We start from the raw sequence: 21,233 nt of genomic DNA, 5'->3' as shown, positions 1-21,233 counted from the left end.
CCCCCCCGGGCCCCAACCCCCCCCCCCCCCCCCGGGGCCCGGGCCCCCCAAACCCCCCCCCCACCAAAAAAAACCCCTTTCCCCCCCCGGCCCCGGGCCCCCCCCGCCGCCCCCGGGGCCACCCGTCTTTTGCGGTCACCGACGTCTAACCGCCGCATCTCGATTCACAACATTTTTGTCGTCCAGGCCTGTTAGGACCAGGAAGCGCGGGGCAATATGACAAGGCATGAGCGAGACACCCGAGACACCCGAACCACAGACAGAGCCGACCCCCGCCGCACCCGTCACCGCGCCACCGGCGGCAGCCCCGCCGCGGGTGCAGCCGCCGCGGCTCTACACGGCGGCCGCCTGGGTGGTCATCGTCGCGGGCATCGTCTTCATCCTCTCGTCGGTGTTCTTCGTCGGCGCATCCATCTGGATGCATCAACACCACTGCCACCATCACCACGGCATGTTCCACCCCGCCGGCCCCGGGCCGGGCAATGGACCGTGGGGAGGCCCCGGGCCGGGTAACGGACCGGGGCAGTACGGCGCCCCCGGCGGATACGGCCCGTGGTACGGCGGCCCCGGCGGACCCGACAACGGGCCATGGGGAAGTGGACCCGGCGGTCCGGGGCTGATCGTTCCGATGCCCCCCGGCGGCCCGGGCGGTCCCGGGGGACCGGTTGCCGGCCCAGGGGTCAGCGGCCCCGGGCAGCCGCCGGGAGTCAGCCCCGGCCCCAGCGCACCCCCACCCGCGCCGCGCCCCTGACTGCGCGCCTACGTCACGCCTTAAATCGTGCCCGGAATGGGTATTGACCCGTAGTGGGCGGACGTCGGAAGTCGTCCGCGTTTCTTGACCAGGTCAAGATGAGGGGAATACTCGATTGCAGGCCGGAACGTCCGGGGCGCTCACCGCGGTGCCGAGAATGCTTGATGCTCAAGCGATTCGGTACCACGGTGTGCGACCTCGGGTAGCGCGGCCTTCAGCCCGGTGACGAGGAGAGCGACATGACGGACCGTTTCACCACCAATGACGCCGGCATCGCTGCGCCGAGCGACGACCAGTCGCTGACGATCGGCCCAGACGGCCCGATTCTGTTGCAGGACCACTACCTGATCGAACAGATGGCAATGTTCAATCGGGAGCGCATCCCGGAGCGCCAGCCGCACGCCAAAGGCGGTGGCGCATACGGTCATTTCGAAGTCACCCAGGACGTCAGCCAATACACCAGGGCGGCGGTGTTTCAGCCCGGCACCAAAACCGAGATGCTGGCCAGGTTTTCCACCGTCGCCGGCGAGCGGGGCAGCCCAGACACCTGGCGCGACCCGCGGGGCTTCGCGCTGAAGTTCTATACCAGCGAAGGCAATTTCGACCTGGTCGGCAACAACACCCCGGTCTTCTTCATGCGCGACCCACTGAAATTCCAGCACTTCATCCGGTCCCAGAAGCGCTTGCAGGCAAGCAATGTGCGCGACCACAACATGCAGTGGGACTTCTGGAGCCTGTCCCCGGAATCGGCGCACCAGGTGACCTGGCTGATGGGCGACCGGGGGATCCCGAAGACCTGGCGGAACATGAACGGCTACAGCAGCCACACCTACAGCTGGATCAACGTCGCCGGCGAGATCTTCTGGGTGAAGTACCACTTCATCACCGACCAGGGCATCGAGTTCCTGACCCAGGAGGACGCCGACCGGTTGGCCGGCGAGGACGGCGACTACCACCAGCGCGACCTGTTCGAGTCGATCGAACGCGGGGACCACCCGAGTTGGACGCTGAAGATGCAGATCATGCCGTACGAGGACGCCAAGAACTACCGGTTCAACCCGTTCGACCTGACCAAAGTGTGGCCGCACGGCGACTACCCCCTGATCGACGTCGGCAAGATGACGCTGAACCGCAACGTCACCGACTACCACGCCGAGATCGAGCAGGCGGCCTTCGAGCCGAACAATACCGTGCCCGGCACCGGCCTGAGCCCGGACAAGATGTTGCAGGCGCGCGGCTTCTCGTACTCCGACGCCCATCGCGCCCGGCTGGGGACCAACTACCGGCAGATCCCGGTCAACACGCCCAAAGTCGAAGTGAACAGCTACTCCAAAGATGGCGCCATGCGGATGAATAACGTCTCCGACCCTGTCTATGCGCCCAATTCCTATGGTGGGCCGCACGCCGACCCGGCGCGCGCCGCCGAGATCCGCTGGCACGCCGACGGGGACATGGTCCGCTCGGCGTACACGCTGCACGCCGAGGACGACGACTGGGGGCAGGCCGGCACCATGGTCCGCGAGGTGCTCGACGACGCAGCCAGGGAACGCCTGGCGCACAACATCATTGGCCACGTCTCCCAAGGTGTTAAGGAGCCGGTGCTGTCGCGGGTGTTCGAGTACTGGCGCAACGTCGATCCCGATCTCGGCAAAAAGGTCGAGGAAGGCGTGCGGGGCAACGGGGGCTGACCGCGCGCCGGTGCGCCTGGCATGATCGCTGCATGACCATGCGGGTTACGCGGGTTGCCCAGCTGCGCGCGGCCGCGTTGGCCGTCGGCTTGGTGCTGGCGGGCACGGCCGCAACGCCGATCGCGGCCGCGCACCCGTCGGAGCCCGGCGTGGTGAACTACGCCGTGCTGGGCAAGGGGTCGGTCGGCAACATCGTCGGCGGCCCCATGGGGTGGGAGTCGGTGTTCACCCAGCCCGGGCAAGGTGACTGGGTGGACCTGCCGGACTGCAACAACTGGGCCGACATCGGTTTGCCCGAGGTGTACAACGATCCCGACCTGGCGTCGTTCAACGGCGCCCTCACCCAGACGTCGGCCACCGACCAGACCCATCTGGTCAAACAGGCCGTCGGGGTGTTCGCCACCAGCGACGCCGCCGGCCGGGCATTTCATCGGGTGGTGGATCGAACGGGCGGCTGTTCGGGACAGACGACCGCGCTCCACCTGGACAACGGCAGCACGCAGGTGTGGTCGTTCGATGGCGGGCCGGCGGGCCCCGCCGACGAGAACTGGACGAAGCAGGAGGCGGGCACCGATCGCCGGTGCTTCAATCAAACCAGGCTGCGCGAAAACGTGTTGCTGCAGGCGAAAGTGTGCCAATCCGGCAACGCCGGACCGGCGGTGAACGTGCTGGCTGGGGCGATGCAGAACGCGTTGGGTCAATAATCGAGCGATTGGGTAACCGTCTGTCCCAAGCACCCGGGAGTGCGTAGAAGGGAATATGTCGGGGGCATCTGATAGATGAAGCACTAGACGAAGTGGTGCCGATTAACGTTCGATTAGCTGCGCAGGGAAGCGGTCCGCAGGCGCATGTTCAGGCTTGCCCGGGCCCGAAGGGATCGTGATATGACGTTCGCGCCGATCGCTGCCGCGGCTTCGCAGTCGGAGTCGCGCGCGGCCGGTGCCGACCCCGCCCCCGAACTCAACATCGCCGAGCTGGCCGACTCCGCGGCCGTCGCGCAATACGTCGCCGAGGGATGCCTGGTGGACGGCCCGCTGGGCCGTGTCGGCTTGGAGTTGGAGGCCCATTGCCACGATCCGGCCGACCCGCTTCGCCGCCCGAGCTGGAGCGAGATCGCCAACGTGCTCGACGCGCTGCCCCCGCTGCCGGGCGGCAGCAGGATCACCGTGGAACCGGGCGGCGCCGTCGAACTGTCCGGCCCGCCGGCCGACGGCGTGCTGCTCGCGATCGAGGCCATGCGCCGCGATCAGGCCGTGCTCCAGCCGGCGTTTGCTGCGGCCGGGCTGGGCCTGGTCTTCCTCGGCGCCGACCCGCTGCGCCCGCCCAAGCGCATCAACCCCGGCGCCCGGTATCGCGCCATGGAACAGTTCTTCGCGAGCAGCCACTCCGGGGAGGCCGGCGCGGCGATGATGACGTCCACCGCGTCGATTCAGGTCAACCTGGACGCCGGGCCGCGCGACGGCTGGGCGGCGCGGGTGCGCCTCGCACATGCGTTGGGGCCCACCATGATCGCGATCACCGCCAACTCGCCGATGCTGGACGGCGACTTCACCGGCTGGGTGTCGAGCCGGCAGCGGGTGTGGGGCCGGATGGACTCGGCGCGGTGCGGACCCATCCTGGGCGCCAGCGGTGACGACCCGGGCACCGACTGGGCGCGGTACGCGCTGAAGGCCCCGGTGATGCTGGTGCACAACCCCGACGCCGAGGCCGTCACGCATTGGGTGCCCTTTGCCGACTGGGTCGACGGCCGCGTCCTGCTCGGGGATCGTCGCCCCAGCGTCGCCGACCTGGAATACCACCTGACCACGCTGTTCCCGCCGGTGCGGCCCAGGCAGTGGCTGGAGATCCGTTATCTGGACAGCGTGCCCGATGCGTTGTGGCCCGCCGTCGCGTTCACCCTGGCGGTCCTGCTCGACGACCCGGCCGCCGCCGACGTCGCCGCCGAGGCCGTCGAACCGGTGGCCACCGCCTGGGACACCGCGGCCCGGGTGGGGCTGCGCGACCGGCGCCTCTACGCGGCGGCCAACGCGTGCCTGGCCATCGCCGCCGCGAAGGCGCCCGCCGAGCTCGGCGATTCGATCCAGCGGCTGGTCGGCCTCGTCGATCAGGGCCGCTGCCCCGGCGATGATTTCTCCGACCGGGTGGTCGAGCACGGCCTCGCGGCCGCGGTGGCGCGTCTGGCCCAAGGGGAGTCGTGACGTTTCCTGATTATTCCGACCCGCTGCGCCCGGCTGCGCCGCGCTTGCGATCGCCGTGCCGGGAGGGCATCGCCGACGACCTGGCGCGGACGCGGACGCGGACGTTGCGTCTGGTCGAGTTCGACGACGCCGAACTGTGCCGGCAGTACGACCCGTTGATGAGCCCGCTGGTGTGGGACCTGGCGCACATCGGTCAGCAGGAGGAGCTGTGGCTGTTGCGCGGGGGTGATCCCGCGCGCCCCGGGATGCTGCCGCCGGCGGTCGAAGGGCTCTACGACGCGTTCGTGCATTCCCGCGCCAGCCGCGTCGATCTGCCGCTGCTGTCGCCGGCTGAGGCGCGGGCCTACTGCCGCACCGTGCGGTCGGCCGTGCTCGACGCGCTCGACGCGCTGCCCGACGATCCGGCCGGCGACGAGGCCGCGTTCGTGTACGCGATGGTGGTCAGCCACGAAAACCAGCACGACGAAACCATGCTGCAGGCCTTCAATTTGCGCAGCGGCGCACCGCTGTTGCGGGACGCCGCCAGGCTGCCGGCCGGGCGAGCGGGGTTGGCCGGCACGTCGGTGCTGGTGCCCGGCGGCGAATTCGTGCTCGGCGTGGACGCCGCCAACGAACCGTATTCATTGGACAACGAGCGCCCGGCCCACGTCGTCGAGCTGCCCGCGTTCCGGATCGGCCGGGTCCCGGTCACCAACGGCGAATGGCGCGGGTTCGTCGACGACGGCGGCTACGACCAGCCGCGCTGGTGGTCGGAGCGCGGCTGGCAGCACCGCCAGGCCGCGGGCCTGGCCGCGCCGCAGTTCTGGAGCTCCGACGGCGCGACCCGCACCCGATTCGGCCACGTCGAAGACATCCCGGCCGACGAACCCGTCCAGCATGTCAGCTATTTCGAGGCCGAGGCCTACGCGGCCTGGGCCGGTGCCCGGCTGCCCACCGAGATGGAATGGGAGAAGGCCTGCACCTGGGATCCGGCCACCAACACGCGGCGCCGGTATCCCTGGGGCGAGCGCACACCGGATGGCGCGCTGGCCAACCTGGGCGGTGCGGCGCTGCGGCCGGCGCCCGTCGGCGCCTACCCGGCGGGCGCCTCGCCGTGCGGGGCCGAGCAGATGCTCGGCGAGGTCTGGGAGTGGACCACCTCGCCGCTGCGGCCCTGGCCGGGGTTCGCGCCGATGCTCTACGAGCGGTATTCGCAGCCCTTCTTCGACGGCGATTACCGGGTGTTGCGCGGCGGCTCCTGGGCGGTGGAGCCGGGCATCATGCGCCCGAGTTTCCGCAATTGGGATCATCCCTACCGGCGCCAGATCTTCTCCGGTGTCCGGCTGGCGTGGGATGTCCCCGACGCCGGGGGGCGCGCCTGATGTGCCGGCACCTGGGCTGGCTGGGGACCGACGTCACGGTTTCCTCGCTGGTGCTCGACCCGCCGTTCGGCCTGCGGGTGCAGTCCTATGCGCCGCGCCGGCAAAAGCACTGCCTGCTCAACGCCGACGGTTGGGGCGTCGGGTTTTTCGACGGTCACGTGCCGCGCCGCTGGCGCAGCCAGGCGCCGTTGTGGGGCGATGTGTCGTTCGACTCCATCGCGCCCGCGCTGCGCAGCCGCTGCGTGGTGGCCGCGGTGCGCTCGGCCACCGTCGGCATGCCGATCGAAGCCAGCGCGTGCGCGCCGTTCACCGACGGGCAGTGGTTGTTGTCGCACAACGGAATCGTCGACCGTTCCGTGTTGCCGACGACGGCGCACGCCGAATCGGTCTGCGACAGCGCCATACTGGCGGCCATGATCTTCGAGCGCGGCCTCGACGCGCTGGGGGAGACCATCGAAGAGGTCGCCGCGGCCGATCCGAGAGCCCGGCTGAACATATTGGCCGCCAACGGCTCTCGCATGGTGGCGACGGCCTGGGGCGACACGCTGTCCATCCTGCGGCGCCCGGATGGTGTGATCCTGGCCAGCGAACCCTACGACAACGACGCCGACTGGGAGGACGTGCCGGAGCGCCATCTTGTCGAAGTCACCGCGAACGGTGTCACGATGACGCCGCTGGACCAGTCGAGAGGATCTTGATGACGCTGTCCTTGTCGAACCACCTGGCCGCCGACTCGGCGTACCACGCGTTGCGCCGCGACGTCCTGGACGGCCTGCAGAAGACACCAAAGGCATTGCCGCCCAAATGGTTCTACGATTCGGTGGGCAGCGATCTGTTCGACCAGATCACCCGACTGCCGGAGTACTACCCGACGCGCGCCGAGGCCGAGATTCTGCGGTCGCGGGCCGCCGAGGTGGCGTCGGTCAGCGAGGCCGACACCCTGGTGGAACTGGGCAGCGGGACATCGGAGAAGACGCGGCTGTTGCTCGACGCCCTGCGCGCGCGCGGTTCGCTGCGCAGGTTCGTCCCGTTCGACGTCGACGCCAGCATCCTGTCGACCGCCGCCGCGGCCATCCAGCGGGAGTACGAGGGCGTCGAAATCAAGGCCGTCTGCGGCGATTTCGAAGAGCACCTGACCGAGATCCCCGACGGCGGGCGCCGGCTGTTCGTGTTCCTGGGGTCGACGATCGGCAACCTCACGCCCGGCCCGCGGGCGGAATTCCTGGCCACACTGTCCGCCCAGCTGCGGCCCGGCGACAGCCTGCTGCTGGGCACGGATCTGGTCAAGGACACCGGGCGGCTGGTGCGCGCCTATGACGACGCCGCCGGGGTGACGGCGGCGTTCAACCGCAATGTGCTCGCGGTGGTGAACCGGGAACTCGACGCCGACTTCGACGTCGACGCCTACCGGCACGTGGCCCGGTGGAACGCGCCCGAAGAACGCATCGAGATGTGGCTGCGCTCCGACCGGCGCCAGCGGGTGCGGGTCGGTGCGCTCGAGCTGACCGTCGATTTCGAGGCCGGCGAGGAAATGCTCACCGAGGTGTCGTGTAAGTTCCACTCCGACAAGGTGACTGGCGAATTGGCCACCGCGGGGTTGCGGCGCACCCGGTGGTGGACCGACGAGGCGGGCGACTTCGGGTTGTCGTTGGCCGTGAAGTGACCGGCCCCAACGCGCTGGCCGATCAGTGGCTGTCGGCCCGCCCGCCGATGGCCGGTCTGCACCTGGACAACGCCGCCTGTTCGCGGCAGAGCCTGGCGGTGATCGAGGCCGGCGCGCAGCACGCCCGCAACGAGTCCGAGCTCGGCGGCTATGTCGCGGCGGAGGCGGCCGCGCCGGTGCTCGACGCCGGGCGCGTCGCGTTCGCCGCGTTGACCGGAATGGCCGATGCCGAGGTGGTTTTCACCACCGGCTCGCTGAACGCCCTGGATCTGCTGCTGGGCAGCTGGCCGGCGCAGCGCCGAACGGTGGCCTGCCTGCCCGGCGAATACGGGCCCAACCTGGCGATGCTGGCCGCGCACGGATTCGACCGGCAGCTGCTGCCGACCCTGGAAGACGGCCGGGTCGCGCTGGACGACGCGGCGCTGGCCCTGCAGACCGATCCCCCGGACCTGGTGCATCTGACCGCGGTGGCCAGCCATTGCGGTGTGGTGCAACCGGTTTCGATGGTCGCCCAACTCTGCCGGGAGTTGGGGCTGCCGCTCGTCGTGGATGCGGCCCAGGCCCTGGGGCAGGTGGACTGCGCGGTGGGTGCCGACGTGACCTATTCCTCGTCGCGCAAGTGGATCGCCGGTCCCCGCGGTGTCGGGATGCTGGCGGTGCGGCGGGAGCTGTTGCAAACCCTGCACCCACGGCTGGCTGCCCCGGACTGGGTCCGCAAAGGCGGGTCGCCGACGGTGGCCGAACAGCTGGAGTTCGGTGAGGCCAATGTCGCTGCGCGCGTGGGGTTTTCGCTGGCGCTGGGCGAGCATCTGGCGTACGGGCCGCAGGCGGTGTGGTCGCGGCTGGCCGAGGTGGGCAGCGTGAGCCGCACTGTGCTGGCCGATGTCGCCGGCTGGACGGTGGTCGAAGAGGTCGAAGAACCCAGTGCCATCACCACTTTGGCGCCGAACGACGGTACCGACCCGCAGGCGGTGCGCGGCTGGTTGCTCGCCGAGCGGCGGATCCTGACCACATTCGCCGGCGTGCAGCGGGCGCCGCTGGAACTCACGGGACCCGTGCTGCGGATCTCGCCGCACGTGGACATCACGGCCGAAGACCTGGAGACGTTCGCCGAGGCGCTCATCGCCGCCACCGCCGCGACCGCGACGGGCTAGCCGGCTTTGTGCGCGGTCAGCAGGTAAGCGGGCAGCTTCATCCGGCCCTTCTCGTCGCGGTCGTGCTGTGGAAATTCGAAGGGCGCGTCGGCGGGCAGTACCGGCGGGATGTTCGCGTGGATGAAGGCCGGCCGGATCTCGTCGACCTCCCAGTACTTGCTCACCGCGGCGCGCAGCTCGTCCTCGTCGACCTCGTTGGGCTTGGGTTCCATTTCCGCCGGGAAGGCGCCCTGGGCGAAGACCAGCACGAAGTAGTTGGCGCCCGGGGCCGCCGCGCGGTGTACCGCGCGCACGTAGTCCTCGCGCCCCTCGACCGGCAGCGAGTGAAACAGCGTGCTGTCGACGACGGTGGAGAACCGTTCGTCGTAGCCGGAGAATGACGTGATATCCGCCTGCACGAAGGTGGCCGTGGTCAGGCCGCGCTCTTGGGCGGACTTGGTGGCCGCCGCGACGGCGGTCGGTGTGAGGTCGACACCGACCACGGTGTAGCCCTGGGCGGCCAGGGCCAACGACAGCTCGGCGAAACCGCAGCCGGCGTCCAGCACGTCGCTGCGGAACTTGCCGGCCGCGATCAGCGCGGCCAGTTCGGGCTGCGGCTCGCCGATGTTCCATGGCGGGGGGCCCTCGAAACGACCCTGCTCGCGGTATGCGCTGTCCCAGTCCATCACTTCATCAGAGGGCATGGTTGCCAAGCTACTCCCAGGTGTGCACCGGCGCGTTGGCGTGCATGTACTCGCAGTACCGGTGCAGCATCTCGGCCAGCGCCGCCGGCCGGCTCATGCCGCCGTCCTGCAGGGCCCGCACGGTGGACACCTGCCAGCTGGCGCCGTTACGACCGGCCCGTGCCCGGCCCTCGATGACCCCGAGGAACCGATCGCGGACCTCGGCGTCCACACCCCAGCGCTGCAATCCCTCGTCGGCGATCGGCAGCAGTGTGTCGAGGACCAGTTCGCGTGCCGTCACCTCGCCCAGCCCGGGCCAGCGCAGCCGGGCGTCGATGCCGTCCAGCGCGGCCGCCAGGAAATTGGCTTCCGCCACACCGAAATCCATGGCGGTCCACAGCGGGCTGTCCGCTTCGGCCAGGCTGCGCAGCATGCCGTAGAAGAAGGCCGAATTCGCCAGCATGTCGATCACGGTCGGCCCGGCCGGTAACACCCGGTTCTCCAGCCGCAGATGGGGGCGTCCGTCGACCACGGCGTACACCGGGCGGTTCCACCGGTAGACGGTGCCGTTGTGCAGCCGCAGCTCGGACAGCTGCGGGATGCGCCCGGCGGCCAGCTCGGCGACCGGGTCTTCGTCGGACACCTCGGGCAGCAGGAATTCGAAGTAGCGGATGTTCTCTTGGTACAGGTCGAGGACCGAGCTGATCCACTGTTCGCCGAACCACACCCGCGGCCGCACGCCTTGGGATTTCAGCTCGTCGGATCTGGTGTCGGTGGACTGCGCGAACAGCTCGATACGGGTTTCCGCCCACAGCCGGTGCCCGAAGAAGAACGGCGAGTTGGCGCCCAGCGCCAACTGTGGGCCGGCCACGATCTGGGCCGCGTTCCAGTTGGCGGCGAACGTCTCCGGATCCAGCTGCAGATGCAATTGCATGCTGGTGCAGGCGGATTCGGGTGCGATCGTCGCGGTGTGCCAGCTCAGCGGCTCCGGTCCGGAGATGCTGATGTGGATGTCCTCGCCGCGGGAGCTGAAGATCGATTCGTTGAGGGCGGCGTATCGCTTCGATTCGCTCATCCAGCCGTGGTCCAGGTGTTCGGACATCAGCGTGGGCAGGATGCCGATCATGACGATGTGCGCGCCGCCGGCGGCGCCGGCCTTGTTCTCGGCCTCGTTCAGGCTGGCCCGCACCTCGGCCTCGAGATCCAGCCCGGTGTGCCCGGGCAGCGCGTGCGGCGGAACGTTGAATTCAATGTTGTACGCGCCCAATTCGACCTGGTACGCCGGATCGCCGATGGCGTCCAGCACGTGGCGGTTGGACATCGCCGGCTGGTAGTCGGCGTCGACCAGGTTGCACTCGATCTCCATGCCGGTGAGCGGCTGCTCGGAATCGAAGGACGACTCGGCCAGCATCGTCTCGAAGGCGTCCAGGCACAGCTGTATCTTGCGCCGGTATTCCCGCCGATGTGCGCTGTCGTACGTGGTGCGCTTTACCTCTTCGCCCACACCGCAGATGCAACAGGGTTACCGCCGGTAACGCAAGCTCCCACGAGTCGCAGTTGTGGCCTCGTCCGTCCGGCGGGTAGACCATGATGGACTTTTGCCGCAAACGTGTCCGAGCTCACGGGTGGAGGAGAGCCAGTTGGCCGAGTTCGCCGAATTCGTCGCCGCGATCGACCAGGGGACCACCAGCACCCGCTGCATGATCTTCGATCACCAGGGTGCCGAAGTGGCACGCCATCAACTCGAGCACGAGCAGATCCTGCCCCGGGCCGGCTGGGTGGAACACGACCCGGTGGAGATCTGGGAGCGCACCTCCTCGGTGCTGACCTCGGTGCTGAACCGGGCCAACCTGAGTACGAATAACATTGCCGCGCTGGGTATTACGAATCAGCGCGAGACGACTCTGGTGTGGAACCGCAAGACGGGGCGGCCCTATTACAACGCGATCGTCTGGCAGGACACCCGCACCGACCGGATCGCGTCGGCGGCCGAACGTGACGGTCACGGCGACGTGATCCGGCGCAAGGCCGGCCTGCCCCCGGCCACTTACTTCTCCGGCGCCAAGCTGCAATGGATCCTGGAGAACGTCGACGGGGTGCGCGAGGCCGCCGAAAGCGGGGATGCCCTGTTCGGCACCGCCGACACCTGGGTGTTGTGGAACCTCACCGGGGGGCCGCGCGGCGGCGTGCACGCCACCGACGTGACCAACGCCAGCCGGACCATGCTGATGAACCTGGAGACCCTGGACTGGGACGACGAGCTGTTGTCGATCTTCTCCATCCCCCGTGCCATGTTGCCGCGAATCGGCCCGTCGTCGTCGCCACAGCCCTACGGTGTCACGTCGGAGACCGGCCCGGCGGGTGGCGAGGTACCGATCACCGGGATGCTCGGCGACCAGCACGCGGCGATGGTGGGTCAGGTGTGTCTGGCCCAGGGGGAAGCCAAAAACACCTACGGCACCGGAAACTTCTTGCTGCTCAACACCGGTGAGACGATCGTGCGGTCAGACAACGGGCTGCTGACCACCGTCTGCTATCAGTTCGGGGACGCCACACCCGTTTACGCGCTAGAGGGTTCGATCGCGGTAACCGGCGCGGCCGTGCAGTGGCTGCGCGATCAGCTGGGCATCATCAGCGGTGCCGCGCAAAGCGAATCGCTGGCACGCCAGGTCGACGACAACGGCGGAGTCTATTTTGTCCCGGCGTTTTCCGGGTTGTTCGCGCCCTACTGGCGATCCGATGCGCGCGGCGCGATCGTCGGGCTGTCCCGGTTCAACACCAACGCGCATCTGGCGCGCGCGACGCTGGAGGCGATCTGCTATCAGAGTCGCGATGTGGTGGACGCGATGGCCGCGGATTCGGGTGTGCGCCTTGAGGTTTTGAAGGTCGACGGCGGCATTACCGGTAACGACCTGTGCATGCAGATCCAGGCCGACGTGCTGGGTGTGGACGTGGTGCGCCCAGTGGTCGCCGAGACGACCGCGCTGGGCGCCGCCTACGCGGCCGGTCTGGCGGTGGGGTTTTGGGCCGATCCGGCCGACCTGCGGGCCAATTGGCAGGAGGGCAGGCGCTGGGCGCCGGCCTGGAACGACGAGCAGCGCGACGCGGGTTACGCGGGCTGGCGCAAAGCCGTGCAGCGGACCCTGGATTGGGTCGACGTCACGTGACACCGCCGATCCTTCATGCCGCGAGCGTGCGTTGCCTGTACAGCGACACGCACGGGTGGCTGACATTCTGCGCACGCTCGCGGCCGGAGGCGCTCAGTCTTCGCCGAGAATGCCGTAGATCTCACGCCGCGCATTGTTGAGGATGTCGACGATGCGCTGCTGCTGCTCGGCCGAAGCGGTGTGGGCTGACTGCCCGACCGCGCCGAACAATTGGCCGACGGCCGCCCGCAGATTCATGTGACCCGGATCGGCGCCTTCGGTGATCTCGTCCCACGGTGGGGTCTCGATCTTCTCGGCCGCCGCGCGGCCCTGTTCGGTCAGCTCGAAACGCTTCTTGCTGCCTTCGGTTTCGGTCGCGGTGATCAGGCCTTCGTCGTCGAGCAGCTGGAGCGTCGGGTACACCGAACCGGGGCTCGGCTTCCACAGTCCGTTGCTGCGCTCGGCGATCTGGTGGATCATTTCGTAGCCGTGCATCGGCTGCTCGGCCAGCAGCGTCAGGATGGCCGCTCGCACGTCGCCGCGCTTGCCGCGACCCGGGCCGCCGCGGCGCCATCCGCCGCGCCGGCCACCGGGGCCGAAGCCGAAGCCCGGGCCGAAACCAGGGCCGAAACCAGGGCCGAAGCCGAGCGGGCCGTCGTGGCCACCGGCGTGATCGCGCAGATGCTCGCGGAAGTCCCGTCGGGCCTGACGCCGTGCCTCGTGCAGGGCGCGCCGGTCGACCGGGCCGGAGCCGAAGCCGAATCCGAAACCGGGCCGGCCGGCGAATGGTCCTTCGGGGGGAGTGAATGGGTTGCTCATTTTCTGTCCTTACGTTTGTGGATCGCGCACCGGTCGTGCGCTTCGAAACATCACGATATATCGGAAACTAACGCGATGCAACGGGATATGTTGAAAAAATTCGTCGAACTGCCGCTGAGCTGGGAGAATCGGTCGAGGGTCGTGCGTCGCTGCGCGGTTTGCCAGCGCCGAACCCCGGGTAGGAAATAGTGAGATGAACGCTGACAACAACCTGAAGGTCGATAGCGGCAGCGCCGGCGCGGCCGCTTTCGGTCGACCCGACGGTGCCCGGCGTCGTAACAGCTGGACGTGGATCAACTGGGGGCTGGCGCTGGCCACGGTGCCCGCCGCGGCGATCGTGATGCTCTTCGCGCTCGGTGCCGTGATGAGCACCGACGGCTGCAGCGACCGCAGCTGTCCCAACCTCGGCCACGGCGGGATCGATTTCGGCGTCGCGTTCTACGGTGCGCCGGCGGTCGCCGTGGTCGTCATCATCATCTCGTTTTTCACCGCCAAACGGCGCGGCGGCATCGCGGTTCCGCTGTGCGGCTGGGCGCTACTGGTCATCGACGTCGCCCTCATGGCGGTTAGTGTGGCCGGCTAGCGCGGGACTGAGAAACCGTCCGGCGTACCCGGCTCGCCCGCACCGGGACCACCCGAACGCGGGCCCGGCCATCCGACGGATGGTGGCGGCACCGCACCCGGTGGCTGGCTCGGCCAGCCCGGCGCGCCCTGGTACGCACCCCCTGGCGGCGGCCACGGCGCCGGGCCCATCGGTCCGGGCGCGGGCATGACAGGGCGCAGCCGCGCCAGTTCGCGGCGGTGCCGCTCGGCGAGGACGGCCGCGAGCACGAGCTCCGGCGGGGCGCCCGGCGGCGGTGGCGGCGCGATGCGGGCCACCACGTCACCGGCGATCCGGTATCCCATCTGCAGGCGCAGCTGACGGTCGAGTTGCGTTGCCCTGGAAAGGAATTGGCGTGCCACCTCGGCCTGACCGGCTGACAGGCCCGACAGCTGCAGCGACGATGCCCACCACGCCAGGGAGGGCGGCATCATGGGCGGGGGCCCGAGCCGGGGTCCGCGTTCGTTGACCACCACCGTCCCGGCGAAGATGTCGCCGATCCGTTTGGCCTTCGGAGACACGATGCTGCAGATGACGGCCGGGCTTCCGAACAGCATCCAGATCTCCACCAGCGCCGCCAGCGCCCGAAACAGCGCCTGGCGGAAGCGTTCTGGGCCGCCGTCGTCGGACACCACGCGCAGGCCCATCGCGATCTTGCCGACCGAGCGTCCCCGCGTAGCCGTCTCGAGCACCAACGGATAGCCCACAATTACCAGCACGGTAAATATCAGCAGGATCGCGTTGGTCAGCGCGGTATCGAATTGCGTCAGGGTGGCGGCCCACAACATCAGGCCGAGGAGGTAGCCGATGACCATGACCACGATATCGATCAGCGCGCTCAACGTCCGCACCGGCAGCTGGGCGATCTGCACATCGAGCACCACAGCGTCCCCGGTCACCACCTCCGACATAACACCGAACGGTACAGGCTGGGTGCGTGTGGCCGGCCGCACTTTGTCACGGCGGCGGTGCGATTAGGCTGCCGAGGGTGGATGTCGACGCATTCGTGCTGGCCCATCGCCCCACCTGGGACCGCCTCGACCGGCTGGTCGGGCGGCGCCGGTCGCTGTCCGGCGTGGAAATCGACGAGCTCGTCGAGCTTTACCAGCGGGTCTCCACCCACCTGTCGATGTTGCGCTCGGCGTCGTCGGATTCCGTGCTGATCGGCCGGCTCTCGAGCCTGGTCGCGCGGGCCCGTTCGGCGGTGACCGGTGCCCACGCGCCACTGAGCAGTGCGTTCACCCGGTTCTGGACGGTGTCGTTCCCGGTCGTGGCCTACCGCACCTGGCGGTGGTGGCTGGCCACCGCGGCGGCGTTCTTCGCCGTGGTCGTGATCGTCGCGCTCTGGGTCGCCGGCAACCCGGACGTGCAGTCCTCGCTCGGAACACCCAGCGACATCCAGCAATTGATCAACCATGACGTGGAGTCGTACTACAGCGAACATCCCGCCGCGGCGTTCGCGCTGCAGATCTGGGTGAACAACTCCTGGGTCTCCGCGCAATGCATCGCGATGTCCGTGGTGCTGGGCGTGCCGATTCCCTTTGTGCTGTTTCAGAATGCCGCCAACCTGGGTGTCATCGCCGGGCTGATGTTCCCGGCCGGCAAGGGCGCCCTGCTGCTGGGTTTGCTTGTACCGCACGGTCTGCTGGAGCTCACGGCGGTATTCCTCTCCGGCGCAACGGGAATGCGGCTGGGCTGGTCGGTGATCTCACCCGGAGACCGGCCGCGGGGCCAGGTGCTCGCCGAACAGGGCCGCGCCGTCGTCTCGGTCGCCGTGGGTCTGGTTGCGGTGCTGCTGGTCTCGGGTTTGATCGAAGCGCTGGTGACGCCGTCGCCGTTGCCGACGTTCGTGCGGGTCGGCATCGGCGTCATCGCCGAGGTGGCGTTCTTGTCCTACATCGTCTACTTCGGCCGCCGCGGCGTGCAGGCCGGCGAGAGCGGTGACATGGCCGAGGCGCCCGACTTCGTCCCGACTCGCTGAGCGGCGGGCTACAGGCGCCCGGTCGCCTTCATCGCCAGGTAGTGATCGGCGAGGGCGGGCGCGAGCTCGGTGGGCGGGGCGTCGACGACTTCCACCCCGCTGCGGCGCAGGCGGGTGGCGATCACGCCGCGGTCGTTGCGGGACCGTTCGGCGGCGGCCGCGTCGTACACCGCCGCGGCATCCGAACGCCCCGCGGCCATGTGGTCGACGCGCGGGTCGGATACCGCGGCCAGCAGCAGGTGATGCTTGGCCGACAGCTGTGGCAGCACGGGCAGCAGGCCCTCGTCGAGCGCGGCCGCGTTGAGGTCGGTCAGCAGCACCACCAGGGACCGCCGGCGGGCGCGCAGCGCGATGGCGGACGCCATTGCCCGCCAATTCGATTCAACGAGGGTGGGCTGCAGGGGCGCCATCGCGTCGACCAACTGGGCGAGCAGTTCGGTGCGCGAGGCGCCGAACACCCCGGCCCGGCTCACCCGGTCGTGGGCGAGGAAGTCGACATGGTCGCCGGCGCGCGAGGCCAGGGCCGCCAGCAGCAGCGCGGCGTCCATCGACCAGTCCAGCCGCGGCCAGCCCGCGGGATCGGACGCGGTCGGGTCGACACCGACCCGGCCCGCCGCCGTGCGGCCCGTGTCGAGCACGATCACCACCCGCCGGTCGCGTTCGGGGCGCCAGGTGCGCACCACCACGTCGGCGCGACGCGCGGTGGCGCGCCAGTCGATCGAGCGCACGTCGTCGCCGACGACATATTCTCGCAGCGAGTCGAATTCGGTGCCCTGCCCGCGAACCAGCGTGGGCAGCAGGCCGTCGATCTCGCGCAGCTTGGCGAGCCGCGACGGCAGGTGCTTGCGGGCCAGGAACGGGGGCAGCACGCGCAACTGTCCGGGCACCGGTCGCGAACGCTGCCGTCCCGCCAGCCCGAGCGGGCCGATCGATCGCGCCGTCACCACCGTCGCCCGCTGGTCGCCGCGGCGAACGGGCTGCAGCTGGGTCTGGAGGTACTGGTCTTGGCCGGCGGGGAGGTCGATGGGATGCAGGCGCGGCCGCGCCTGGGCGCTGGGCGGCCAGGCGTCGCGGATCTGGCCGCGGAACCGGCGCGTGCCGTCGTTGTGGATCGACAGCCCGCACTCCACCTGCTGCCCGAGCCGCGCCGAGCGATCCGCGGAACGCACGTAGCGCAGATTCTTCGTGCTGGCCGCCAAGGCGGTGTCGACGGCGACCGCGATTGTCAGCGCTATCAACAGGACCGCGAAAGTGGTTGCGGGCCAAGGTGACAGCGCGATAGGCAGGACGCAGAGCAGTGCGACCAGCCCGGTGCGTCCGGTCAGGACCACTAGCGGGGCACCGGAACCGAGGCCAGAATCCCGTCGAGCACGCCGTCGGGCGTGGCGCCCTCGAGTTCGGCCTCGGGCCGCAGCATCACCCGGTGCCGCAGCGTCGGGCGGGCCATGGCCTTCACGTCGTCGGGCGTGACGTAGTTGCGGCCGGACAGCCATGACCAGGAGCGCGCCGTGGCCAGCAGGGCGGTCGCCCCGCGCGGTGACACGCCCAGTTGCAACGCGGGGGAGGACCGGGTGGCCCCGACGATGTCGACGATGTAGCCCAGCACCTCATCGGCAACCAGCACGTTCTGCACGGCGTCGCGGCCGGCCGCGAGGTCGGAGGGCCCGGCCACCGGCTTGATCGCCGACAGATTGCGCGGGTCGAAGCCGTGCGCGTGCCGGTGCAGGATGGCGATCTCGGCGTCGCGCGGCGGCAGCGTCACGTTCAGTTTGAGCAGGAAGCGGTCCAGCTGGGCCTCGGGCAGCTGGTAGGTGCCCTCGTACTCGACCGGGTTCTGGGTGGCGGCCACGATGAACGGGTCGGGCAGCGGCTGCGGCTCGCCGTCAATGCTGACCTGGCGCTCTTCCATCGCCTCGAGCAGCGCGGCCTGGGTCTTGGGCGGGGTCCGGTTGATCTCGTCCGCCAGCAGCAGGTTGGTGAACACCGGGCCGGGCCGGAACACGAACGCGGCGGTGCGCGCGTCGTACACCAGCGAACCCGTTACGTCGCCGGGCATCAGGTCGGGGGTGAACTGCACCCGCTTGAATTCCAGCTGCAGCGCCGCCGACAGGGCCCGGACCAGCAGCGTCTTCGCCACTCCCGGAACACCTTCCAGCAGCACGTGGCCGTGGCACAGCAGCGCGATCACCAGGCCGCTGACCACGCCCTCCTGCCCGACGACGGCCTTGGCGAGCTCGCCGCGCAACGCCAGCAGCGCCTCGCGCGCCGATTCAGCGGTGGGGGACTGAGCGGTAGTGGGTTGTGTCACGGGTGTGCGACCTGCCTTTCGATTTCGTCGAGCGCACGGGCAAGTTGTAACAGGTCGTTGTCGGTCGTCGGGGGCGGACCGAACAGATGGTAGGAGACGAACGCCGGATCCGATCCGGTGCGCTGGGCCGCGGTGGTCACCACCGCCGCCGGCGACGCGCCCGCACCCAGCCCGAGCCGCGGCAGCAGCCGCGCCACCGTCGCGGCGCGCAAAGCCGCGGCCGCGCGATCGCGGGCCCGTCGGGACCGGTACAGCCGGCCCCGACCCTCGACCGTCTCCGACGCGCGCACCACCACGGGCAACTCCTCGGCCACCAGCGGTCCGGGCCGGCGGCCCTTCCACACGGCGACGAGCAGCACCACCAGCGCCAGTTGCCCGATGATCCAGAATACATTGGGCGGAATCAGCTGGAATAGCGTTGCGTTGGAGGAGGATTCACCCTCGACGTGGTGCGGCGCGTACCAGATGAGCCGGGGCCGGTCGCCCGCGAGGTTCATCGCCAGCGCGGCGTTGCCCGCCTGCAGCAGGCTGCCGTTGGTCATGAAGTCGGTATTGCCGACGGCTGTGATGACGCGTCCGTCGTCGCGGAAGCGGATCAGCGCGCCGTCATAGCAGCGGGTCAGCACGCGACCGTCTTTGGGCTCGTAGGTGTTGGTGGCCCCGAATCGGACGGGCCCGGCGCGAACGGCTTCGCGCAGAGTGCAATTCGGGTCGAGGTCAAACCCGTTGGCGCCGGAGACCCGCACGCCGGGCAGCAGCGCCTCGCGGGTGCGGGTGGTCGGTTCCACCAGCAGCAGGTCCGAATGCACATTGCCCAGCCGGTCCAGCAGCGTGTCGGTGAGGTATTGGCTCTGGGCCACCAGGATCAGCGCGTCAGGGCGGGCGGCGTGTTCGACGTCGGCGATGTTGTTGGCCACCACGACGTCGACTCCGGCGCCGCGCAGCAACTCCACCAGCGCGTGGGCGCCGTCGGAGCTGGTCGCCGCGGGGTCCATCCGGGCCCCGGGTCGCGGTGCGCTGAAAATCGCGTCGACGGCGGCGATGACGGCGAGCACCAGCAGGGTGATGAGCACCCAGCGCCAGGTGCGCCGCCGGCGCGGCGTGGTCTCGGGGCCGGCATCGGTGATCGTCGCCATCACCGCACCTGTGCCCATGACTCGTGTGCGGCGGGACGGCCGGGCTCGAGCGGACCGCCCTGCCATCGGGACCGCAGGTGGTCGTCCAGGCCGGTGATCATCCGGTAGGCGTCCTGGGTCCCGGGTTGTTCGCCGTACGTGACGTCGTTGAAAGCCGTTGCCGCCCCCGTCAATTCGTCGGACAGGTGGGGCAACGCGGCACCCGCGTCGCGGGCGAGCTCGTTGGCGGTGCGGCCGGGTGCCGGCGTCAGCACCCCGGTCTCTTCGAGCTGGCGGGCGACGGCGCGCAGCCGGTGACGAATCGCGGCGGCCCAATCACCCTGGGCCGCACAGTTTTCCGCGGTCGCGCGATGCTGCGCTGCGGTCAGTTGGGTGGCTTCGAACAACGAGTAGTCGCCGCTGCGGCGGGTGCGCATGGTGCGCCGCAGAATGTAGATGCCGACGATCGCCGCGATGACCAACAGGATGAAAAGCACCGTGGCGGTGAGCCATCCGCCCGGCACCGAGGAGGTCTTCTGCAGCAGACGGTAGATCAGGTCGTTGACCCAGTCGACGAAGTGTTCTCGCGCGGAGCCCTTGGAATAGATCGGTTTGTTGAGCTCGTCCTGCGCGGCGCGATGTGCGGCATCGCGGTCGATGTCAATCGAAGGCATGCTTGAGCCAGTCCTCGCTCGGCCCTCACAGGGGCCGCGTCAGCCAGAGGTTGTCGGTGGACGCGGCCGCATACGGCCCGTGGGCGGCGCCGCTCTGCAGCACCAGGTCGAAGGCCTCGGCGCGCATCCGGCGATCGGTGTACAGCAGCACGATGACCCCCGCGTTGAACGGCGCGGTGATGATCTCGCCGATGGCCGCCCCCACCGAGAGGACCGCCGTGCTGACCAGGAACGCCGTGCCGGATGAGGTGATCTGGAAAAACTGGCCGACGAGGCTGAACGGCACCGCGACGGCGTTGGCGACAACCGACGTCACCAGGAACGCGAGCACCCGGATACCCAGCACCCGCCAAAAGCCGTTGCGCACCAGCTTGAACGACCGGGCGATCGCATCCATGACCGGCAGCCGCTCCAGTACGATCAGCACCGGGGCGAACAGCACCACCGTGTAGAGGAACACCAGCAGCGCGAGGACGACCAGCACCAGCGGAATGCCCAGCACCACGGCCGCCGCGGCGCTGCCGATCGCCGCCAGCACCCCGATGATCACCGCGACCAACCCGGCAAGGGCCGCGACCACGACTGCTTCCAGCAGGGCCAGGCCGAGCAGGGCGAGCAGTCGCCCGCGGATCTTGGCCCAGGTTTCGCCGATGGTGATCGGTGACCCGAACACGGCCCGCCCGACGATGACGGTGAGCATGCCGGACAGCAGCATGCCGCCCAGCCAGCCGACCAGGATGCCGCCGCCCACCGACACCGACCAGGCCCCCAGGACCCCGGAGCTGAGTTGACCGGGCTGATCCCTGGCGAGCCGGTCGGCCGCGGCCAGCGGCCCGAAGAAGGCGACCTTGGTGACGATCTGCATGATCACCACGACGATGGCGGTCAGGCCCAACGTCGCTTTCGGGTTCGCTCGGACGTAGCCGACCGCGCCGTTGAAGATGTCGCCGAGGGTCAGCGGCCGCAGCGGGATGATCCCGGGTTTGACGGCCCCGTAGCCCGGCGGTGTGCCGAAGGGCGCGGGCGATCCGTAGCCCGGCGCGGGCCCGTATCCGGATCCGGGCCCATAGCCGGGGGGTGGCCCGTAGCCCGGCGGGGGCCCGTATCCGGGC

The 21,233-nt window shown here is 69.5% G+C and carries 20 protein-coding genes; 11 read left to right on the top strand and 9 right to left on the bottom strand.

Annotation, left to right across the window (positions count from 1 at the left end; all coding sequences use genetic code 11):
* The first annotated feature begins 316 nt into the window (after positions 1-316).
* The 8 genes from ACYQ8K_RS17330 to egtE all read left to right on the top strand — a co-directional run bounded on the left by ACYQ8K_RS17330 (position 317) and on the right by egtE (position 8,815).
* Positions 317-751 (top strand): hypothetical protein, encoded by a 435-nt coding sequence (locus ACYQ8K_RS17330; protein WP_459970905.1) that lies wholly within the window; start codon positions 317-319, stop codon positions 749-751.
* Between the two features lie 239 nt (positions 752-990).
* Positions 991-2,439 (top strand): catalase, encoded by a 1,449-nt coding sequence (locus ACYQ8K_RS17325; protein ID WP_459970831.1) that lies wholly within the window; start codon positions 991-993, stop codon positions 2,437-2,439.
* Positions 2,440-2,471: 32 nt separating this feature from the next.
* A complete protein-coding gene (locus ACYQ8K_RS17320) occupies positions 2,472-3,143 on the top strand; it encodes a sensor domain-containing protein (RefSeq protein ID WP_459970829.1) in 672 nt (223 codons plus the stop codon).
* Between the two features lie 180 nt (positions 3,144-3,323).
* Entirely contained in the window at positions 3,324-4,637 is a 1,314-nt protein-coding gene (gene egtA, locus ACYQ8K_RS17315; protein WP_459970827.1) for an ergothioneine biosynthesis glutamate--cysteine ligase EgtA, read from the top strand.
* Positions 4,638-4,681: 44 nt separating this feature from the next.
* On the top strand, positions 4,682-5,998 hold the full coding sequence (gene egtB, locus ACYQ8K_RS17310; RefSeq protein WP_459970903.1) for an ergothioneine biosynthesis protein EgtB: 1,317 nt from the start codon (positions 4,682-4,684) through the stop codon (positions 5,996-5,998).
* Positions 5,998-6,696 carry an ergothioneine biosynthesis protein EgtC gene (gene egtC, locus ACYQ8K_RS17305; RefSeq protein ID WP_459970825.1) on the top strand — a complete coding sequence of 233 codons (699 nt, stop codon included), beginning with the start codon at positions 5,998-6,000 and terminating at the stop codon, positions 6,694-6,696. The genes egtB and egtC overlap by 1 nt, the downstream gene beginning before the upstream one ends.
* Complete coding sequence (gene egtD / locus ACYQ8K_RS17300) at positions 6,696-7,661, top strand: L-histidine N(alpha)-methyltransferase (RefSeq protein WP_459970823.1); 966 nt, start codon at positions 6,696-6,698, stop codon at positions 7,659-7,661. Before egtC ends, egtD begins: the two co-directional genes overlap by 1 nt.
* A 47-nt stretch (positions 7,662-7,708) precedes the next feature.
* Entirely contained in the window at positions 7,709-8,815 is a 1,107-nt protein-coding gene (gene egtE, locus ACYQ8K_RS17295; protein WP_459970901.1) for an ergothioneine biosynthesis PLP-dependent enzyme EgtE, read from the top strand.
* Here egtE and ACYQ8K_RS17290 read toward each other — a convergent pair.
* Together ACYQ8K_RS17290 and ACYQ8K_RS17285 are read right to left on the bottom strand one after the other, a co-directional pair.
* Positions 8,812-9,498, bottom strand: a complete 687-nt coding sequence (locus ACYQ8K_RS17290; protein WP_459970821.1) for a class I SAM-dependent methyltransferase — start codon at positions 9,496-9,498, stop codon at positions 8,812-8,814. The genes egtE and ACYQ8K_RS17290 overlap by 4 nt on opposite strands.
* Positions 9,499-9,508: 10 nt before the next feature.
* Positions 9,509-10,981 carry a glutamate--cysteine ligase gene (locus ACYQ8K_RS17285; protein ID WP_459970819.1) on the bottom strand — a complete coding sequence of 491 codons (1,473 nt, stop codon included), beginning with the start codon at positions 10,979-10,981 and terminating at the stop codon, positions 9,509-9,511.
* 136 nt (positions 10,982-11,117) lie between these two features.
* On the opposite strand from ACYQ8K_RS17285, the gene glpK reads away from it, so the two are divergent.
* Complete coding sequence (glpK, locus tag ACYQ8K_RS17280) at positions 11,118-12,644, top strand: glycerol kinase GlpK (protein WP_459970817.1); 1,527 nt, start codon at positions 11,118-11,120, stop codon at positions 12,642-12,644.
* A 93-nt stretch (positions 12,645-12,737) separates the two neighbouring features.
* Here glpK and ACYQ8K_RS17275 read toward each other — a convergent pair whose 3' ends face one another.
* Positions 12,738-13,442 carry a PadR family transcriptional regulator gene (locus ACYQ8K_RS17275; protein WP_459970815.1) on the bottom strand — a complete coding sequence of 235 codons (705 nt, stop codon included), beginning with the start codon at positions 13,440-13,442 and terminating at the stop codon, positions 12,738-12,740.
* 193 nt (positions 13,443-13,635) lie between these two features.
* Between ACYQ8K_RS17275 and ACYQ8K_RS17270 the strand changes: the two genes are divergently transcribed.
* Positions 13,636-14,025, top strand: a complete 390-nt coding sequence (locus ACYQ8K_RS17270; protein ID WP_459970813.1) for a hypothetical protein — start codon at positions 13,636-13,638, stop codon at positions 14,023-14,025.
* Here ACYQ8K_RS17270 and ACYQ8K_RS17265 read toward each other — a convergent pair.
* Positions 14,022-14,954 carry an RDD family protein gene (locus ACYQ8K_RS17265; protein WP_459970812.1) on the bottom strand — a complete coding sequence of 311 codons (933 nt, stop codon included), beginning with the start codon at positions 14,952-14,954 and terminating at the stop codon, positions 14,022-14,024. The genes ACYQ8K_RS17270 and ACYQ8K_RS17265 overlap by 4 nt on opposite strands.
* Positions 14,955-15,031: 77 nt before the next feature.
* Between ACYQ8K_RS17265 and ACYQ8K_RS17260 the strand changes: the two genes are divergently transcribed.
* Complete coding sequence (locus ACYQ8K_RS17260) at positions 15,032-16,024, top strand: stage II sporulation protein M (protein ID WP_459970810.1); 993 nt, start codon at positions 15,032-15,034, stop codon at positions 16,022-16,024.
* Between the two features lie 8 nt (positions 16,025-16,032).
* Here ACYQ8K_RS17260 and ACYQ8K_RS17255 read toward each other — a convergent pair whose 3' ends face one another.
* From ACYQ8K_RS17255 to ACYQ8K_RS17235, 5 genes are all read right to left on the bottom strand, one after another.
* Complete coding sequence (locus ACYQ8K_RS17255; RefSeq protein WP_459970808.1) at positions 16,033-17,355, bottom strand: DUF58 domain-containing protein; 1,323 nt, start codon at positions 17,353-17,355, stop codon at positions 16,033-16,035.
* Positions 17,355-18,332 carry an AAA family ATPase gene (locus ACYQ8K_RS17250; protein ID WP_459970806.1) on the bottom strand — a complete coding sequence of 326 codons (978 nt, stop codon included), beginning with the start codon at positions 18,330-18,332 and terminating at the stop codon, positions 17,355-17,357. Before ACYQ8K_RS17250 ends, ACYQ8K_RS17255 begins: the two co-directional genes overlap by 1 nt.
* Positions 18,329-19,468: a DUF4350 domain-containing protein gene (locus ACYQ8K_RS17245; RefSeq protein ID WP_459970804.1), complete on the bottom strand. Its 1,140-nt coding sequence runs from the start codon at positions 19,466-19,468 to the stop codon at positions 18,329-18,331. Before ACYQ8K_RS17245 ends, ACYQ8K_RS17250 begins: the two co-directional genes overlap by 4 nt.
* Complete coding sequence (locus tag ACYQ8K_RS17240) at positions 19,468-20,121, bottom strand: DUF4129 domain-containing protein (protein WP_459970802.1); 654 nt, start codon at positions 20,119-20,121, stop codon at positions 19,468-19,470. The genes ACYQ8K_RS17245 and ACYQ8K_RS17240 overlap by 1 nt, the downstream gene beginning before the upstream one ends.
* 25 nt (positions 20,122-20,146) lie before the next feature.
* Positions 20,147-21,233 (bottom strand): hypothetical protein (locus tag ACYQ8K_RS17235; RefSeq protein ID WP_459970801.1); only part of this gene is annotated, 1,087 nt, incomplete at its 5' end.

The organism is Mycobacterium sp. MUNTM1, assembly GCF_054660795.1.
This window is presented reverse-complemented; position numbering and strand designations above follow the sequence as displayed.